The sequence below is a fragment of the Shimia sp. genome (genome assembly GCF_965227725.1).
Classification (GTDB): Bacteria; Pseudomonadota; Alphaproteobacteria; order Rhodobacterales; family Rhodobacteraceae; genus Shimia.
Map to the genome: position 1 here is coordinate 13305 of NZ_CBDDGH010000005.1, position 15771 is coordinate 29075.

The following is a 15771-nucleotide window of genomic DNA, read 5'->3' on the forward strand; positions in this document are numbered from 1 at the left end:
CAATAATGATATGACTATGACAGATGGGGAGAACGGTGTGTCAACCGTGATCAGCGCCAAGAACCTGAGCCTGACCTTTGAGACCAACGATGGTCCGGTGCATGCGCTTAAGGATGTGAACCTTGATATCAAAAAGGGGGACTTTGTCTCTTTCATCGGGCCTTCGGGCTGCGGGAAGACCACATTTCTGCGCTGTATGGCTGATCTGGAACAGCCCACGGCGGGGGAAATCACCGTCAATGGGGTGAGCCCGCAGGAGGCGCGGAAGAGCCGCGCCTATGGTTATGTGTTCCAGCACGCGGGGCTGTATCCGTGGCGCACCATTGGCGGCAACATTCGCCTGCCGCTGGAAATCATGGGCGTGGACAAGGCCGAGCAGGACAAATCCGTGAAAGAGGTGCTGGAGCTGGTGCATCTGGAGGGCTTTGAGAAGAAGTTCCCCTGGCAGCTGTCCGGCGGGATGCAGCAGCGGGCCAGCATTGCGCGCGCGCTGGCCTTTCACGCCGATATCCTGTTGATGGATGAGCCGTTTGGTGCGCTGGATGAGATTGTACGTGACCACCTCAATGAGCAGCTTTTGGAGCTGTGGGCGCGCACCAATAAGACCATTGGCTTTGTCACCCACTCGATTCCTGAGGCGGTTTACCTGTCGACCAAGATTGTGGTGATGAGTCCGCGTCCGGGGCGCATTCATGATGTGATCGAGAGCACGCTGCCAAGAGAGCGGCCGCTGGATATTCGCGACAGTCAGGAGTTCATCGACATTTCGCATCGGGTGCGGGATGGCCTGCGGGCGGGGCATGAAAATGACTGAGCTGCACATCAGACGGGCGACGCCTGAGGATGTCGGGGCGATGGCGCAGATTGTCTGTGACTGGGAGGCCGCGACGGAGTGGATGAGCTCGCCCTACGGGCCGGAGGAGATTTCCGGGTTTATCCGTGAGGCCATGCCCGCGCGGGAGATGTGGGTCGCGGGGGAACCGATTGAGGGCTATCTCTCCTATGATCCCAAAGCCACCCGCGTGGGTGGTCTCTATTGCCGCAAGAGCGGGCAGGGGCTGGGCAAAGCGCTGATGGACAAGGTGAAAGAGGGGCGCGATTTCCTCTGGCTCACCACCCATGAGCCGAACCTGAAAGCGCAGAAGTTCTACAAACGCGAAGGGTTTGTCGAGGTGAGCCGCCATGACGCGGAGCCGCCAAACACGGTGCGTGAAGTGCGGATGGAGTGGCAGCGATGAGAAATCTACTCCCGATTTTGACCGTACTGGCGGCGATTGTGGGCATCTGGTGGTTGGCGGTGGCGCCGATGAACGTGCGCCCGGCGCTGGATATTGCCGAACGGGGTGGCGCGGTTGTGGTGCCGGAAGGCTCGGTGGAACGCCGCGATGTGTCGGTCTTTAAGCTGATGCTCGACAACCCGTCGCTGGTGGCGGCGGGCTATGATCTGAAACGTCCACGACTGCCGACACCGGCGCAGGTGGGCGAGGAGCTGTGGAAGACCACGGGCGCGATGGTGGCCAAGGGGCGGACATGGTCCAAACGCTCGTTGATCTATCATGCCTGGGTGACGTTGCAGTCCACCCTTTGGGGGTTCCTGCTGGGCACCACCGTGGGCATTCTGGGTGCGGTTGCCATTGTCTACAGCCGTGTGGTGGACATGAGTGTGATGCCCTGGGCGATCATCAGCCAGACCGTGCCGATTGTGGCGCTGGCGCCGATGATTATCGTGGTCTCCAATCAGGTGGGCATCGAGGGACGCGGGGTACCTAAAGCGATCATCTCTGCCTATCTGTGTTTCTTCCCGGTGCTGGTGTCCATGGTCAAAGGCCTGCGCTCTCCGACGGGCGAGCAGCTGGATCTCCTAAAAACCTATAACACCAGTGGGTTGCAGAGCTTTCTGAAACTGCGTCTTCCGGCAAGTGTGCCTTATCTTTTCACCGCGCTGAAGGTCGGCATTGCCGCCGCTTTGGTGGGCACGATTGTGGGCGAGCTGCCAACGGGTGCGATCAGCGGGTTGGGTGCGCGTATTCTGATCGGGGATCAGTTTGGCACGCCGCTGGCGATCTGGTCGGCGCTGGTCTGTGCCGCTGTGCTGGCCGGTATTCTGGTCACTCTGATTGACATCACCCAGCGGGTCACGCTGCGCAAGATGGGGTTCAACTCATGATCTGGATTGTTGCAATGCTGGTGTTTTGGGCGGCTGCCTGGCGCACCAATGTTTGGTTCGCAAACTCGGCTTATGCGGAAATGACGGCGGTGCGCATCTCGGTGCCGGTGCTGTTTGGGATCACCATTCTGGTGCTCTGGGAATGCCTTGTGCGCGGCTTTGGGGTCAGCCAGGTGATCTTGCCGCCTCCCAGCCAGGTGATGGTGGTGTTTGCCCAATCCACAGACCTTCTGTGGGTCGATTTTGTGCAGACCGTTGTGAAAGGCGCGTTGCGCGGCTTTCTGATGGGGGCGGCGGCGGCCTTTATTGCGGCGCTGCTGATTGACCGCAGTGCGTTTCTGACCCGTGGTCTGCTGCCGATTGGCAACTTTGTCGCCGCTTTGCCGATTGTCGGCGTGGCCCCAATTCTGGTGAACTGGTTCGGCTTTGACTGGCACTCCAAAGCGGCCGTTGTGGTGGTGATGGTGTTCTTTCCCATTCTGGTGAACACGGTGCAGGGCTTGCGCGCCACGGACGCGATGCAGCGGGATCTGATGCGCACCTATGCGGCGGGTTATTTCCAGACGTTGCTGAAGCTGCGTATTCCTGCCGCACTGCCTTTCATTTTCAATGGGTTGAAGATTGCCACAACCCTTGCTTTGATCGGTGCCATTGTTGCGGAGTATTTTGGTTCGCCCACGCGGGGCATGGGGTTTCGTATCTCGACCGGCGTTGGCAGTCTTTCAATAGATTTGGTCTGGGCTGAGATTTTTGTCTCAGCACTTGTGGGCAGCGCCTTTTACGGGGTTGTCGCATGGATCGAAAAACGGGTGACCTTCTGGCACCCATCACAAAGAGGTTGAACAACAACCCAAATGATATTCAACAAGGAGAAACTTGCATGAAACTCTCGACTTCCTCTCTTACGGCCGCGGCCTTTTCCCTGCTGGGATCTGCTGCACTGGCCGCAGATGATGTGACCCTTCAGCTTAAGTGGGTGACCCAATCCCAATTTGCAGGCTACTACGTGGCGCTGGAAAACGGGTTTTACTCGGACGAAGACCTGAATGTGACCATCAAGCCGGGTGGCCCGGACATTGCCCCGACACAGGTGCTGGCCGGTGGCGGCGCTGACGTGACCGTGGAGTGGATGCCTGCGGCGCTGGCGGCCCGTGAAAAAGGCCTGCCGATGGTGAACATCGCGCAGCCGTTCAAATCTTCGGGCATGATGCTGACCTGCCGCAAGGATGCGGGTGTGGCGACCACCGATGACTTTGCCGGCAAAACGTTGGGCGTTTGGTTCTTTGGCAACGAATTCCCCTTCCTGAGCTGGATGTCGCAGCTGGAGCTGAGCACCGATGGCGGCGACGCCGGTGTTGAGGTGCTCAAGCAGGGCTTTAACGTGGATCCGATCCTGAACGGCCAGGCGGCCTGTGTGTCCACCATGACCTACAATGAATACTGGCAGGTGATTGATGCGGGCCTGACCCCGGATGATCTGACCACATTCAAATACGAAGATCAGGGTGTGGCGACGCTGGAAGACGGGCTTTATGCGCTGGAAGAAAACCTTGCCGATCCGGCCTTTGAGGACAAGATGGTGCGCTTTGTGCGCGCGTCCATGAAGGGCTGGAAGTGGGCTGAAGAGAACCCGGAAGACGCAGCGATGATCGTGCTGGAGTATGACGAAACCGGTGCGCAGACCGAAGAGCATCAGGTGCGGATGATGGGCGAGATTGCCAAGCTGACCGCAGGCTCCAACGGTGCACTTGATCCGGCGGATTATGAGCGCACGGTGGCAAGCCTGATGTCTGGCGGCTCTGATCCGGTTATCACTGCGACCCCAGAAGGTGCATGGACCCACGCCATCACCGACAAAGCGCTGAAGTAAGCCAAACCTTAGTGCTAGAATTGCGAAAGGCCGGGGAGATCCCGGCCTTTTTTGTTTAAAATCATCGTCCTGAAGATCTAAAACGCATGGTTTCCACCAGCACGCAGGCGGCGAAGCCGACCAGCCCCCGACCCTCCCCACGGGAGGGGGCTTCACCCCCACCCAGGGTCGGGGGCTGGTCTATGTGACCCGTTACAATCGTTACAGATTTGCTGGACGGTGATCTAGCGGCTGGGGCGTAGAGCCGTAAGCAGGTATTTCGGCAAACGCAGGAGCAGGCGGCGGGCGAGCTCGGGGTATTCCACCTGACCGGCCAGAAGCTGCATATACATCATGCGCATGGTGCCGGAGCGGCGGAAGCTGGCCATTAGCGTCTTCTGCCAGCGCGGCCCAAAGATCACATGACGCAGGGCGCAGGCGATGCGCAGGTTGCGGTGCATGTCCTTGAGCGCTTTTTGATAGCGGGCCAGCGCGGTCTGCGGCGCCTGAGCCAGAAGGGCATCGCATGCGGCTTGTGCGGCGAGTTGGCCGCTCTTCATGGCAAAGGCGATGCCCTCACCGGTGATCGGATCCACCAGCCCGGCGGCGTCTCCGGCCAGCAGCACAGAGGCGCGTCCGGGGTGGGGGCGGAAATCGCCAAAAGGCAGGTGGTGGCCTTTGACCTTCACCGCGTCAGTCGGCAGGCCCAAGGTGGTGAGATAGGCGGCCATCTGCGCCTTCATATCCGGGTTCTCAGCCCTCAGGCCGCCGATGCCCACGGTGGTGGAGCCCTGTTTGGGGAAGGACCAGCCATAGCCCCACTGGGCGGCGGCAAAATCAATGCGCAGGGGCTGGGTTTGCGGGTCTTGCAACGCCAGCGGGGCCTCTATTTCAAGGCCAAAGCCGATGGTCTTGGTGTCAAACGCCGCGCCAAAGAGGTGTTTGGCGACAATCGAGCTGACCCCATCCGCGCCGATCAGCACGCGGCAGGTGAGCGTGTCGCCATCGCGGAAGGTCACGGAGCTGTCGGTGAGGTTGGCCACGGGGCGGCCGGTGAAATCCTGCGCGCCCGCCGCCAGCGCGTGGCCAAACATTTGCGCATCAATGTCCAGCCGCATGGTCAGATGCAGGGGCGGGATGTCTTCGAGCTTGGCCAGCTCTTCGCCCTCATACCAGAGGGCGCAGTTGTGGCGGGTGACGGCCTGAGATAGATCAGGGTCTTGCCCGAAAATCTCGCGGAAATAGCTGCGGCTGCGCTCTGTGAAGAGGCCGCCACAGAGTTTGCTGCGCGGAAAGCGCGCCTTGTCCACCAAGGCGACCCGCAGGCCTTGTCTGGCAGCCCAAGCGGCCGCCGCACTGCCTGCCGGACCGGCACCAATGATGATGATGTCAAACTCTGTCATGCTTTATCCCTCGGTTTGCTTCTATCAGCTTTTCCCTCCGAGGCCAGACGGATACGGTGGCGCAGCAAGTGAAAGGACCAGCCATGACCGAAGAGAAACAGCCCGCAGGCGAAGCGACATTGCGGGTGCTGGCGATGCCGGCGGATGTGAATGTGAACGGGGACATCTTTGGCGGCTGGGTGTTAAGCCAGATGGACATCGCGAGCGGGATCATCGCGGCGCAGCGTGCCAAGGGGCGCGTGACCACGGTGGCGGTGGATGCGATGAAATTTATCCGGCCGGTCGGAGTGGGGGATATCCTCTGCGTCTGGGCCTGGGTCGAGCGGGTTGGCCGCAGCTCCATGGCGATCAAGATCGAAGCCTGGGCGGTGCGCCACCGGCAGGGGATTTCGGAAAAGGTGACCGAGGCGGTCTTTACCTATGTGGCAATTGACGAGGATGGCAGTCCACGGCCGGTGCCCGAGGAAGAGACGCCTTGGCCCGGTGCCTGAGTGGCGCTTACTGCTAAGGCATGGGAGGGCAACGGGCGGCGCGCGGTGGATTGGCCGCGCGTTAAAAGCTTGGCGCTGACATGGGCGCAAAGGAGAGCGCCATGTCAGAAGAGATCCGTCCGCCACATCGGCCCAGCCGCCGCGCCGCCCAAAGCGCGGTGATCAAAGGCACCAAGGCGCAGCGACAGGCGCGGGCGGCATTGGGGCGAAACCTCTTGATGCTGACCACGGAAAGCTGGGTCACCTCGGCCCTGCGGGAGGCGGTGCCGGAGGCGTGGCATCATCTGGAGCAGGATCTGGAGGTGCAGGAGCGCAAGGAGAAGGTGACGCTGTACCTCGATAAATCCGTGGCGCGGTTTTATCGGGCGATGGGCAAAGGCTATCAGGCGCGGATCAACCGTCTGTTGGCGACATGGGCCCAGATGAAGATCGCCGAAGAGCTGCATATTGATGCGGCGATGGACGATCATGGCGATAGTACAGAGGCGGCGCAAAGCCAGCTGTTGGGGCCGCGGTCAGGTGAGGCCGAAACGAACGCGCCGTGAGTGGTGGCGAGATCAGGCTTTGTGCAGCGTGATCTCTTCGCGTTCGTCTTCGGAGCGGCGCAGGGCGCAGGCGAGATAGGTCAGGGCAAACACCGCCAGCGGGAAGCCCAGAGAGAAGCCGAAATAGGTGGCGATCCCCGTCCAGACACCGGCTCCCAGCACAAACACCTGGATCAGGCCAATAATGAAACCTGCGATACTTCCGGGGATGAATAGTGCGAGTGCCATGGGGTGTCCTATCACGGTGTGCCTCGTCATTGTGTCGGTTAAATAGGGCGGAAGTAGGGCCTGGCAAGGGCTTTGATTTTCCCGGTCGGCGCAAATTTGCCCAAGTTTTCCGAGTGTCAGATTTTCCTTATTTTACGCAATGGGTTGGCGGATGAGCGGATTGTTGCAGCCCAGGTGTCGATCAGAGTGGCGGCGGCTGCGGTGAGGGTGGCGGCGGTAAAAAGGCCGGTGGCGATCCAGCCAAAATGCCAGAGCTGGCCGGCAAGCTGGTCTTCGGCATAAGAGGCTGCAAACTGGAGCTGACCGTATTTGGCGGCCCCAAAGGCAAGCGCCGTGGCGAGCAGGAAAGCGACAGTCAGCGGGAGTGTATTGAGGCGCAGGCCCGCCAGTGTGGCCAGCAAGAGACCAAGGGGTGCGCCAATCAGCAGGGTTTGCTGGCTCCACCACGGATGTGCGCCGAGCGGGCGGGCCACATCAACGAGGATGAGCACGGCCATGAGGAGGGCGGCGGTAAGAGCTGGGATCAGGTGGCGCATGGGGTGTCTCCGATGTTGGTATGGAGATGGGGATGCGCGGGGGCGTGGGGAAGGGTTGTTACAGAGGGATGGCGGGGGTGTGATGGGGTGTGTTTGTGGGGGGGGGGGGGCGCGGCGAGGTGCGCAGCGAGTTCGCACCTTACGGGGTAGGGTTTGGTTAACCAAGATTGGGCAGACTTATGGGATGTCTTGTTATGTGCGGCCCAGGGTTCCGGGCGCGACGATTTTCTTTACCGTGAATATAGCGCAGCGTGGTGGCGACCTGCTGGTGCGCCATGTTGAGGCCTTACGCGACGCGGTGCGGCGTACGCGGTCTGAGCGGTTGTTTTACATTGATGCCTGGGTGGTCTTGCCCGACCACATGCATGCGGTCTGGACCTTGCCGCCGGGGGACAGCGACTACGCAACACGGTGGCGACTGATTAAAGCACGGTTTTCACGACATGTGCCCAAAGGCAGGCTACGCCCAAGCCATATCTCGCGCCGGGAGCGCGGGGTGTGGCAGCGGCGGTTCTGGGAGCATCATGTGCGGGATCAGCGAGATTATGACGCTGCGGTGCGCTATTGCCATCTGAACCCGGTGAAACGTGGGTTTGTCGCGCGGGCGGAGGATTGGCCGTTTTCGTCGGTGCATCGAGAGATTGCCGCAGGGCGGTGGGCGTAGGGTGCGCGGTTGCCGAGCACCTTTGTTGCGTGTGGCGTGCGGTGGACGTTGGGCGGTGGTGCGCAGTGAATGCGCACCCTACGGGGATTGCCCGTGGGGGCGAACGAAAACACCCGCGCGGGGGCGCGGGTGTTTTGGTTTCCAGAGTAGTGCGATGGCGCGTTAGCGCGTGAACTTCTTGTGCTTCAGGCGCTTGGGTTCCAGGGCATCTGGGCCGAGGCGGCGTTTTTTGTCTTCTTCGTAGTCCTCGAAGTTGCCTTCGAACCATTCCACATGGGCGTCGCCTTCAAAGGCGAGGATGTGGGTACAGATCCGGTCGAGGAAGAAGCGGTCGTGGGAGATGACCACGGCGCAGCCGGCGAAATCGACCAGCGCGTCTTCGAGGGCGCGGAGGGTTTCGACGTCCAGATCGTTGGTCGGTTCGTCGAGCAGCAGCACGTTGCCGCCTTCTTTGAGCAGGCGCGCCATGTGCACGCGGTTGCGCTCACCACCGGAGAGCAGGTTCAGCGGTTTCTGCTGATCGCCACCTTTGAAGTTGAACGAAGAGCAATAGGCGCGGGAGTTGACCTGCGCATCGCCCAGCTCGATGATCTCGGCGCCGCCGGAGATGGCTTCCCAGACGGTGTCTTTGTCGTTCAGATCATCGCGGGACTGATCCACATAGCTCAGCTTCACGGTGTCGCCGTATTCCACGGTGCCCTCGTCAGGCTGTTCCTGACCGGTGAGCATCTTGAAGAGCGTGGATTTACCGGCGCCGTTGGGGCCGATCACGCCGACAATGCCACCCGGAGGCAGGGAGAATTCGAGGTTTTCAATGAGCTGCTTGTCGCCAAAGTGCTTGGACAGCCCGTTGACTTCGATCACCTTGGAGCCAAGGCGCGGGCCGTTTGGAATGACGATCTGCGCGCGGGTGATTTTCTCGCGCTCAGACTGGCTGGCCAGATCGTTATAGGCGGCGATACGCGCTTTGGATTTGGCCTGACGGGCTTTCTGGCCCTGACGCATCCACTCAAGTTCGCGCTCAAGCGTTTTCTGCTTGGATTTGTCTTCGCGGGCTTCCTGCTCCAGACGTTTGGCTTTCTGCTCCAGCCATGCAGAATAGTTGCCCTCGTAAGGGATGCCGCGGCCGCGGTCGAGCTCTAGGATCCAACCGGTGATGTCATCCAGGAAGTAACGGTCGTGGGTGACGCAGAGGATGGTGCCTTTGTAGTCGATCAGGTGCTGTTGCAGCCAGGCGATGGTTTCCGCATCGAGGTGGTTGGTCGGTTCGTCAAGCAGCAGCATGTCGGGCGCTTCCAGCAGCAGTTTGCAGAGCGCGACACGGCGTTTCTCACCACCGGAGAGATCGGCGATATTGGCATCATCGGGCGGGCAGCGCAGGGCCTCCATGGAGATGTCGACCTGGCTGTCCAGATCCCAGAGGTTTTCGCTGTCGATGGCGTCCTGAAGGACGGTCATCTCTTCCATCAACTCGTCGGTGTAGTTCTCCGCCATTTCGATGGCGATGGCGTTGAACCGATCAACTTTGTCTTTCTTTTCCTTCACACCCAGCATGACGTTTTCACGCACAGAGAGGCTCTCATCCAGCTGCGGCTCCTGTGGCAGGTAGCCGACTTTGGCGCCCTCGGCAGACCACGCCTCACCGGTGAAGTCTTTGTCGAGACCCGCCATGATCTTCATCAGGGTGGATTTACCGGCGCCGTTGACGCCGACCACACCGATTTTCACGCCCGGAAGGAAGGACAGGTGGATGTTTTCAAAACATTTTTTACCACCGGGGTAGGTCTTGGACACACCCTGCATGTGGTAGACATATTGATAAGATGCCATGGGAGCCGACTCCGTTCGCCAAAATCACGTTAGAGCGTGTGATAGCGGAGGGCGGGGGCGGGGGCAATCGCTAGTCATCGCCGAAAGGGACCACCTCAACTTCGCCGAGCTTATTCCGAGCTGTTTCCAGTACCACTGAGTGCATGCTGCCTCTGTTTAAGTCGTCGGGCATGAATTGCTTGTGGCGTTCATTCACCCACTCTTGGTCGGCCCGAAAGCCATCATTGAAGATGTAGTTCCAAAATTCACTAAGTAGTTGATGCCTTTCGACGCGGAGAGGATCTCTGTTGGGAAAAGAAAGTTTGTCGAAGCCTAGCGTTTCAAGAAGCCCTATTTGTCTTGTGTTCCCAAGACACAATGCTCGAAACTCTTTAGATGATTGATGCTTCAGAATAATTAGCCCCGCCAACATCCAGTTTGACAAGACGCCACCCCAAGCTGTGTCGAAGGGGTGTAGTACTGAACAATGCGAATAGAGCCTTTCAATATCCCTAAGTGAGAGACTTTGGTTCAATCGAGGTAACTCCAGATAGACGTCAAGTGCTTCGGCCAATGGGTTGCCTACTAAACCCATCTCTTCTTTTGCATTTTTCGAAAACTGCAATAAAGGTTTTAAACCAACGTGTTTATTGCCGTTGTTAAGGCGCATGCTGAGAGTGATGAATTTACCGAGATAACCTTCGGCATTCGAGCCAGAGCCATATCGTGACCTTACTGAATTTGCGAGTTCCAGAAGATTGGTTCCCAACACAAAATGCACGCCATCCACATTGAAGAAATGCTTGATGATTTCCAGCACGGAGAGAGCGTAGTCGGGGCGGCAGCGGTCCAGTTCGTCGATGACGATGACCAGCTTTTGAGTTGGCGATCCTTGCTCATCAGGGGCAGTAAGCTGGACAAGCGCGCTCCGGAAAGCTTCCATTGCGGCGCGTTTGCCGTCTTCCTTCTTCCAAAAGTCATTCAGCGATTTGGCGATGTCGCCGCCTTCCTCTGAGAGCTTGTCGCCAATGTCATTGAGAGCGCCATCTTCGTCTCCGGTCAAAGAGATTGCTTTGCCCACAAGTGCAGCGGTGCCGAGCCGGAGCGCGGCTTTGCCTAAAAAGGGCGCGGCGTTCTTTGCAATGCGCCATGCTTTTGCGGATTTGCTTTCTGGGTCACGTTCGATGCGCTCCGAGATTGCGCTGGTCAATGCAATCAGTGGATCGTCCAAATAGTCGTGTTGAAACGCATCGAAATAGACTGTCTGTGTTTTGTCACCATGATGCTTAAGATGCTCGCCGACCCAGCATTTCAGGAACACCGATTTGCCGGAGCCCCATGCGCCGTCAAGGGCGATGACGAGGGGGTCGTCTATCCGCTCGACAAGATCGGAGAGTTTGTCGCCCGTGGTTTTGCGGCTAAGCTTATCGTGTCCGTCAAAGCCATCTTCGTAGAGGGTGATCTTTGGTTCGGGAATGTAGAGGCGCGCCATGGGAAAATCCTTGGAGTAATCGCCTTATACGTGCGTTTGAATTTCCCAATTGTCCAGCGTTATCCGCCTCTACTCAAACTCCACCAGCCGTTTGCTCTCGCCACCGCTCACATAAAAATACTCGGTCAGCGTGCGGCCGTCGGGCAGGCGTTCGTGCTCAACGGAGAGGCGCTCTGTGCCGTCAAAACGGGCGGCGGGGCCTGCGGGGCAGGTGGTGCGGAAGTTTTTCAGGGTAAAGCCGCCTTTGCGGTGGGTCTTGGTGGCCAGCGCAAAGGGGCCGATTTTGCCGCCACAGCTTTTCTGAACAAAGGCGATCACCTGTTTCACGCTATAGCCCTCATGCAGCATCACGCCGCGCACGTCCGGTGACTGCGTGGTGATCGTGTAGCCCACAAACTTCTTGTCCTGCGCCAGCGCCGGGGTGGCGGCGGCCAGAAGGGTGAGCGCGGCTAGGGCGGCTTTGGGTGTCATGCTGTGCCTCAGTTTTTTCGCCGACGTTAGTGGCTGTGCGCGGCCAGCGCAATACGGGGGACATCACAGGGGCGACAGAGGTGCGCGAGTACGCCGGGCGGGCTTGACAGCCGGGGCGGGAAAAGGTCAGGAGGCGGGGTGCCTTACGGATTGCCATATGTCGCGCGCGGCCAGCGCATTGGCCTGCTGGGGGGATCGTTTGATCCGCCGCATGCGGGGCATGTGCATATCACGCTGGAGGCGATGAAACGCTTCGGGCTGGATCAGGTCTGGTGGCTGGTGAGCCCGGGAAACCCGTTGAAGGCGCGTGGCCCGGCGGGGCTTGGGCGGCGCTTGCTGGCGGCGCGGGCGCTGATGCAGCATCCGCGGGTGTTTGTGAGCGATTTTGAGACGCAGGCGGGCACGCGCTATACGGCCGAAACCATTGCGAGATTGCAGCAGGCCGTGCCGCAGGCGCAGTTTGTCTGGCTGATGGGCGCGGATAATCTGGCGCAGTTTCATCGCTGGAAAGATTGGCAGGAGATCATGGCGCGGGTGCCGGTGGGCGTGCTGGCGCGGCCCGGAGACCGGATTGAAGCGCGCACTGCCAAGGCGGCGCAGGTGTTTCGCAAGGCGCGTCTGAAGCCGCGTGAAAACCGGCTGTTGAGTCGTTCAGCGGCGCCGGCCTGGGGCTTTGCCAATGTGCCGATGCGCGCAATCAGCTCCACTGAACTGCGCAAAAATGGTGCTTGGCCAGAGGCTTAGGCGATAGTTCAAAACCCATCTTTCTGCCCGAGCGCCTGTAAGCAACTGTTAACGCAACTTTCCTACGGTGAGCGCAACAGGACAGGGCTGTCTTGTGCTCAAAACCGTCTGATCCCCTTGGTGCGCAAAGGCGCCGTGGCGCGCAGATGAGTGCGGTCACTCACCCGCCAAAAGGCACAGATGCCCCCCTGAGACTATGGCAATGACCTCTCTTGCAGAGGCAAACTGGGGGCCGCTTAGCGGATCGAGGCAATGGCCTATTTGGTAAACTTTCTGACGCGTCTGCTCGACCGTTTCTTGGGATTTTCGATCATGGGGCGGCTGCTGCTGCCCATCGTCGGCTGTATCGTGGTTTTCTTCACCAGCTCCACCGTGTGGTGGATGAATTTGCAAACCAGCACCTTGCAGCGCGCGTTTGAGAACGAAGTGGTGATGGCGCAGACCTTTGTTGCGCCACCTGTGGCTGCGGCGGTTTGGGATTTCAACACCGATGGCGCGGAAGGCGCAATCGCGGGCATCGTTGAGATCGAAGATGCGATGTTTGCCAAAGTCTTTGTTGATGGTGAGATCTTTGCAGAGGTCGCCCTGGACGGGGCGGACATCACCGGCTGGGACGAGGGCGTTGCCGAGGTTCTGGCGCTGGAAGCGGAAAGCGCCCGCCTGTCTGTTGGGGACGTTGAATACATCAAATTCCCGGTGCGCCACAGCGATGGCACGCTGGTGGGCGAAATGGTGATGGGCTTTGACCACAGCCGGGTCGTGGCCGTTGTGAACCAGCTCTATATGCAGTCGCTGGTTGTGGGGCTCGCCATGGTACTGGTGATGGCCTTTATCGTGTACATCATTGCGGCCAGTGTGACCCTGCCGCTGGGTGGAATCATCGAGCGCATCGACAGCCTGCGGGAAGGCGACACCGAGGGCGCGGTGCCGAGCGATCGGCGCAAGGATGAGCTGGGCCGACTGGCGCGCGCGGTGGTGGAATTTGTGCAGACCATCAAGGCAAACAAGACCCTGGAAGAGCAATCCCGCAACACCGCACGGGAGCAGACCGAGGTGGTTGGCGAGCTGGCAGATGGTCTGAACCATCTGGCGCAGGGCCTGCTGAGCCACCGGATCACGGCGGAAGTTGGCGAAGACTATGAAATGCTGCGCGCGGATTTCAACAAAACCGCAGAAGCGCTGGATGATGTGATTGGCCGGGTTCTGGCAACGATCTCCCAGATCGAGGAAGAGACCGGCTCGATGGCGGAGGGCACGCACAACCTCTCCAAACGCACGGAAAGCCAGGCGGCGACGCTTGAGGAAACCGCTGCGGCGATCAGCCAGATCACCGAAAGCGTGCAGAATGCCACCAACCAGACCAAATCGGTTGAGGCCACGGTGGATGCTACCAAAGCCGAAGCGCTGCGCGGCGGGGACATTGTGAAACGTGCGGTTGGCGCGATGCAGGACATCGAGGATTCCGCAGGCAAGATCTCTGAAATCAACCGCGTGATCGAAGACATCTCCTTCCAGACCAACCTTCTGGCGCTGAACGCCGGCGTGGAGGCGGCGCGTGCTGGCGACAGTGGCCGTGGCTTTGCGGTTGTGGCCTCCGAGGTGCGGTCACTGGCGCTGCGCTCGGCCACAAGTGCGAATGAAATCAAGGAGCTGATCGACAACTCCACCGACAAGGTGCAGGTTGGCGTGGATCTGGTGGATGCGGCCGGTAAGGCGATTGAAGAGATTATCAAGAAGATCGAGGACGTGAGCAAACTGGCGGTGCAGATTGCCGAAGGCTCGCGCGATCAGTCCACTGCGATCACCGAGATCAACTCCGGTGTCATGGATCTGGACCGGGTGACCCAGCAGAACGCAAGCCTTGTGGAGCGCTCCAGCGCGCAGGGCCGGGCGCTGCAGGCGGCGGCCGGGGAACTGGCCGAGCTGGTTGCGAGCTTCCGCCCGTCCTCTATTGAGGCGCAGCAGGACGCGTCTGAAACGGACGACTGGGACGAAGATGAGAGCGACCTGAGCTTCCGTCAGTCCGCCTGATCGTCCCAAAAATCAAAGACCGGAACGCTCCCATGTGTTCCGGTCTTTTTTTGCTCATTGCAGACAATTTCAAACAAATTAACCTCTCTGGACGACTCCTATGGTAACCTGGATTCGCGAGAGTCTTTTGGCCCCAAGGGGATGGGAGCGACGTCATGAGTAAGTCAGTTCAACACTTCTTTGCTTTGGTTCTGCTGTCTGTGGTCGTGCTGAGTGCGACCAGTTGGTTGGGGGTTTGACCTCACCCACGTGCTTTACGGAAAAGCGCCCTTATAGAAGGGTTTAGCGCATGGCGTTGAGGTTGCTGCGGCCAGTGTGAGCGCTGCGCATCTGGGCCAGAGGGATAAACCGGATGTCGGTCACAAAGGCGGACGCCGTGGTTTGCACCTTCGCCTCACCGGCCCAGTCTTTCAGGCTTTTGTCTACCGCCCAGAGATTTGCAAAAAGGTAGCCCGCGACCTGCGGCAGCGGGGCCTCCTCTGCGGTGACCTCCAGCAACAGATGATCCCCCGCGAACCACCGCAGCCGGTCTGGATGCCACTCAAAGGCATAACGCGCTGCGCGCTCTGCCGCATCAAAGCCCAGCGGCACTTTGCGGTCATGGAGTTGGCCGTCCACAAACCACGCGAGATTGATGGTTGTGGTGTCCTGTCCCAGAAATTCGATGTCGATTTCGTCGTGGCGCGCGCCGTAGTAGGGGCCGGTGTAGGTGAAGAAACCGGTCACGACACCGTCGCCCTTGGCTGGCCGGATGGTGGCCTCATAGCGCCCGTAATGGCTGAGGGATGTGTGGCGGATGGAGCCGCCGGAAAAACGGTTTTCGCGGGCTTTTTGTGGCGTCAGGGTCAGATGAAGCCCCTTGTCAAAGGCGACATTTGCGCGGGACCAATCGGTGTCAAACATCGGATGCGAAAAGGCATAGTGCGCCACTTGCCAGTCGGGCGGCGCGGCGGCCTCAAAGCGGGCCTGAAACCCGTTGGCTGGGTCGCCCGGTGGTTCGGCGGCGTGTAGCGAGGTGGTGGCCAGCGACATCAGCAAGGCACCGAGCGAAACGGAAGAGCAGCTGGCCCTGTGGGCCTGCAGGGAAGGCGCGGAGGTCGATGTAGCAGCATATGCGCCGCTGAGAGGCGGTGCGGCTTTGAACCACTCACACAGTTTCCCCCAGATCCGCACCCTGTCTCCACCCTGCATTAAGGTTAATAACTGTTAACCTTAATTTATCTGGGGGGGTGCCGGTGCCTGGCAAGGGGAATTTATAATTATGGTTAATTTGGGCGGCGGCGGATTGCGGATGCGGTTGGGCCGCGTGTGCGATCGCAGCCGAAGGTTTAAGTCCGTGGC

General features: G+C 59.7%; 17 protein-coding genes. 10 read left to right on the forward strand and 7 right to left on the reverse strand.

Annotated elements, in window-relative coordinates; genetic code table 11:
* The first annotated feature begins 10 nt into the window (after positions 1 to 10).
* From ACO07T_RS10480 to ACO07T_RS10500, 5 genes are read left to right on the forward strand one after another with little or no spacing between them, the layout of a single operon-like run.
* A complete protein-coding gene (locus tag ACO07T_RS10480) occupies positions 11 to 814 on the forward strand; it encodes an ABC transporter ATP-binding protein (protein WP_422049359.1) in 804 nt (267 codons plus the stop codon).
* Positions 807 to 1238: a GNAT family N-acetyltransferase gene (locus tag ACO07T_RS10485; RefSeq protein WP_422049360.1), complete on the forward strand. Its 432-nt coding sequence runs from the start codon at positions 807 to 809 to the stop codon at positions 1236 to 1238. The genes ACO07T_RS10480 and ACO07T_RS10485 overlap by 8 nt, the downstream gene beginning before the upstream one ends.
* Positions 1235 to 2167, forward strand: coding sequence for an ABC transporter permease (locus tag ACO07T_RS10490; RefSeq protein ID WP_422049361.1), 933 nt, complete (start codon positions 1235 to 1237; stop codon positions 2165 to 2167). Before ACO07T_RS10485 ends, ACO07T_RS10490 begins: the two co-directional genes overlap by 4 nt.
* Positions 2164 to 3009, forward strand: coding sequence for an ABC transporter permease (locus ACO07T_RS10495; RefSeq protein ID WP_422049362.1), 846 nt, complete (start codon positions 2164 to 2166; stop codon positions 3007 to 3009). The genes ACO07T_RS10490 and ACO07T_RS10495 overlap by 4 nt, the downstream gene beginning before the upstream one ends.
* A 38-nt stretch (positions 3010 to 3047) precedes the next feature.
* On the forward strand, positions 3048 to 4037 hold the full coding sequence (locus ACO07T_RS10500; protein WP_209061106.1) for an ABC transporter substrate-binding protein: 990 nt from the start codon (positions 3048 to 3050) through the stop codon (positions 4035 to 4037).
* A 224-nt stretch (positions 4038 to 4261) separates the two neighbouring features.
* Here ACO07T_RS10500 and ACO07T_RS10505 read toward each other — a convergent pair whose 3' ends face one another.
* A complete protein-coding gene (locus tag ACO07T_RS10505) occupies positions 4262 to 5419 on the reverse strand; it encodes an NAD(P)/FAD-dependent oxidoreductase (protein ID WP_422049363.1) in 1158 nt (385 codons plus the stop codon).
* A gap of 83 nt (positions 5420 to 5502) precedes the next feature.
* Between ACO07T_RS10505 and ACO07T_RS10510 the strand changes: the two genes are divergently transcribed.
* The gene (locus ACO07T_RS10510) at positions 5503 to 5910 is read left to right on the forward strand and encodes an acyl-CoA thioesterase (RefSeq protein ID WP_422049364.1); all 408 of its coding nucleotides are present in this window, start codon (positions 5503 to 5505) and stop codon (positions 5908 to 5910) included.
* 101 nt (positions 5911 to 6011) lie between these two features.
* Entirely contained in the window at positions 6012 to 6455 is a 444-nt protein-coding gene (locus ACO07T_RS10515; RefSeq protein WP_422049366.1) for a BrnA antitoxin family protein, read from the forward strand.
* Between the two features lie 12 nt (positions 6456 to 6467).
* On the opposite strand, the gene ACO07T_RS10520 is transcribed toward ACO07T_RS10515, so the two are convergent.
* Both ACO07T_RS10520 and ACO07T_RS10525 read right to left on the reverse strand, forming a co-directional pair.
* Positions 6468 to 6683, reverse strand: coding sequence for a hypothetical protein (locus ACO07T_RS10520; RefSeq protein ID WP_422049368.1), 216 nt, complete (start codon positions 6681 to 6683; stop codon positions 6468 to 6470).
* Positions 6684 to 6799: 116 nt separating this feature from the next.
* Positions 6800 to 7219, reverse strand: coding sequence for a hypothetical protein (locus ACO07T_RS10525; RefSeq protein WP_422049370.1), 420 nt, complete (start codon positions 7217 to 7219; stop codon positions 6800 to 6802).
* A 184-nt stretch (positions 7220 to 7403) separates the two neighbouring features.
* Between ACO07T_RS10525 and ACO07T_RS10530 the strand changes: the two genes are divergently transcribed.
* Positions 7404 to 7883 (forward strand): REP-associated tyrosine transposase, encoded by a 480-nt coding sequence (locus ACO07T_RS10530; protein ID WP_422049371.1) that lies wholly within the window; start codon positions 7404 to 7406, stop codon positions 7881 to 7883.
* A gap of 162 nt (positions 7884 to 8045) precedes the next feature.
* On the opposite strand, the gene ettA is transcribed toward ACO07T_RS10530, so the two are convergent.
* From ettA to ACO07T_RS10545, 3 genes are all read right to left on the reverse strand, one after another.
* The gene (gene ettA / locus ACO07T_RS10535; protein ID WP_209061092.1) at positions 8046 to 9713 is read right to left on the reverse strand and encodes an energy-dependent translational throttle protein EttA; all 1668 of its coding nucleotides are present in this window, start codon (positions 9711 to 9713) and stop codon (positions 8046 to 8048) included.
* A gap of 70 nt (positions 9714 to 9783) precedes the next feature.
* Positions 9784 to 11184 carry a KAP family P-loop NTPase fold protein gene (locus ACO07T_RS10540; protein ID WP_422049372.1) on the reverse strand — a complete coding sequence of 467 codons (1401 nt, stop codon included), beginning with the start codon at positions 11182 to 11184 and terminating at the stop codon, positions 9784 to 9786.
* Positions 11185 to 11253: 69 nt separating this feature from the next.
* Positions 11254 to 11655 carry a hypothetical protein gene (locus ACO07T_RS10545; protein ID WP_422049373.1) on the reverse strand — a complete coding sequence of 134 codons (402 nt, stop codon included), beginning with the start codon at positions 11653 to 11655 and terminating at the stop codon, positions 11254 to 11256.
* 138 nt (positions 11656 to 11793) lie between these two features.
* Between ACO07T_RS10545 and ACO07T_RS10550 the strand changes: the two genes are divergently transcribed.
* Positions 11794 to 12399 carry a nicotinate-nucleotide adenylyltransferase gene (locus tag ACO07T_RS10550; protein WP_422049374.1) on the forward strand — a complete coding sequence of 202 codons (606 nt, stop codon included), beginning with the start codon at positions 11794 to 11796 and terminating at the stop codon, positions 12397 to 12399.
* Between the two features lie 252 nt (positions 12400 to 12651).
* Positions 12652 to 14430, forward strand: a complete 1779-nt coding sequence (locus ACO07T_RS10555; protein WP_422049375.1) for a methyl-accepting chemotaxis protein — start codon at positions 12652 to 12654, stop codon at positions 14428 to 14430.
* 282 nt (positions 14431 to 14712) lie between these two features.
* Here ACO07T_RS10555 and ACO07T_RS10560 read toward each other — a convergent pair whose 3' ends face one another.
* Entirely contained in the window at positions 14713 to 15462 is a 750-nt protein-coding gene (locus ACO07T_RS10560; protein WP_422049377.1) for a family 16 glycosylhydrolase, read from the reverse strand.
* Positions 15463 to 15771 lie beyond the last annotated feature (309 nt).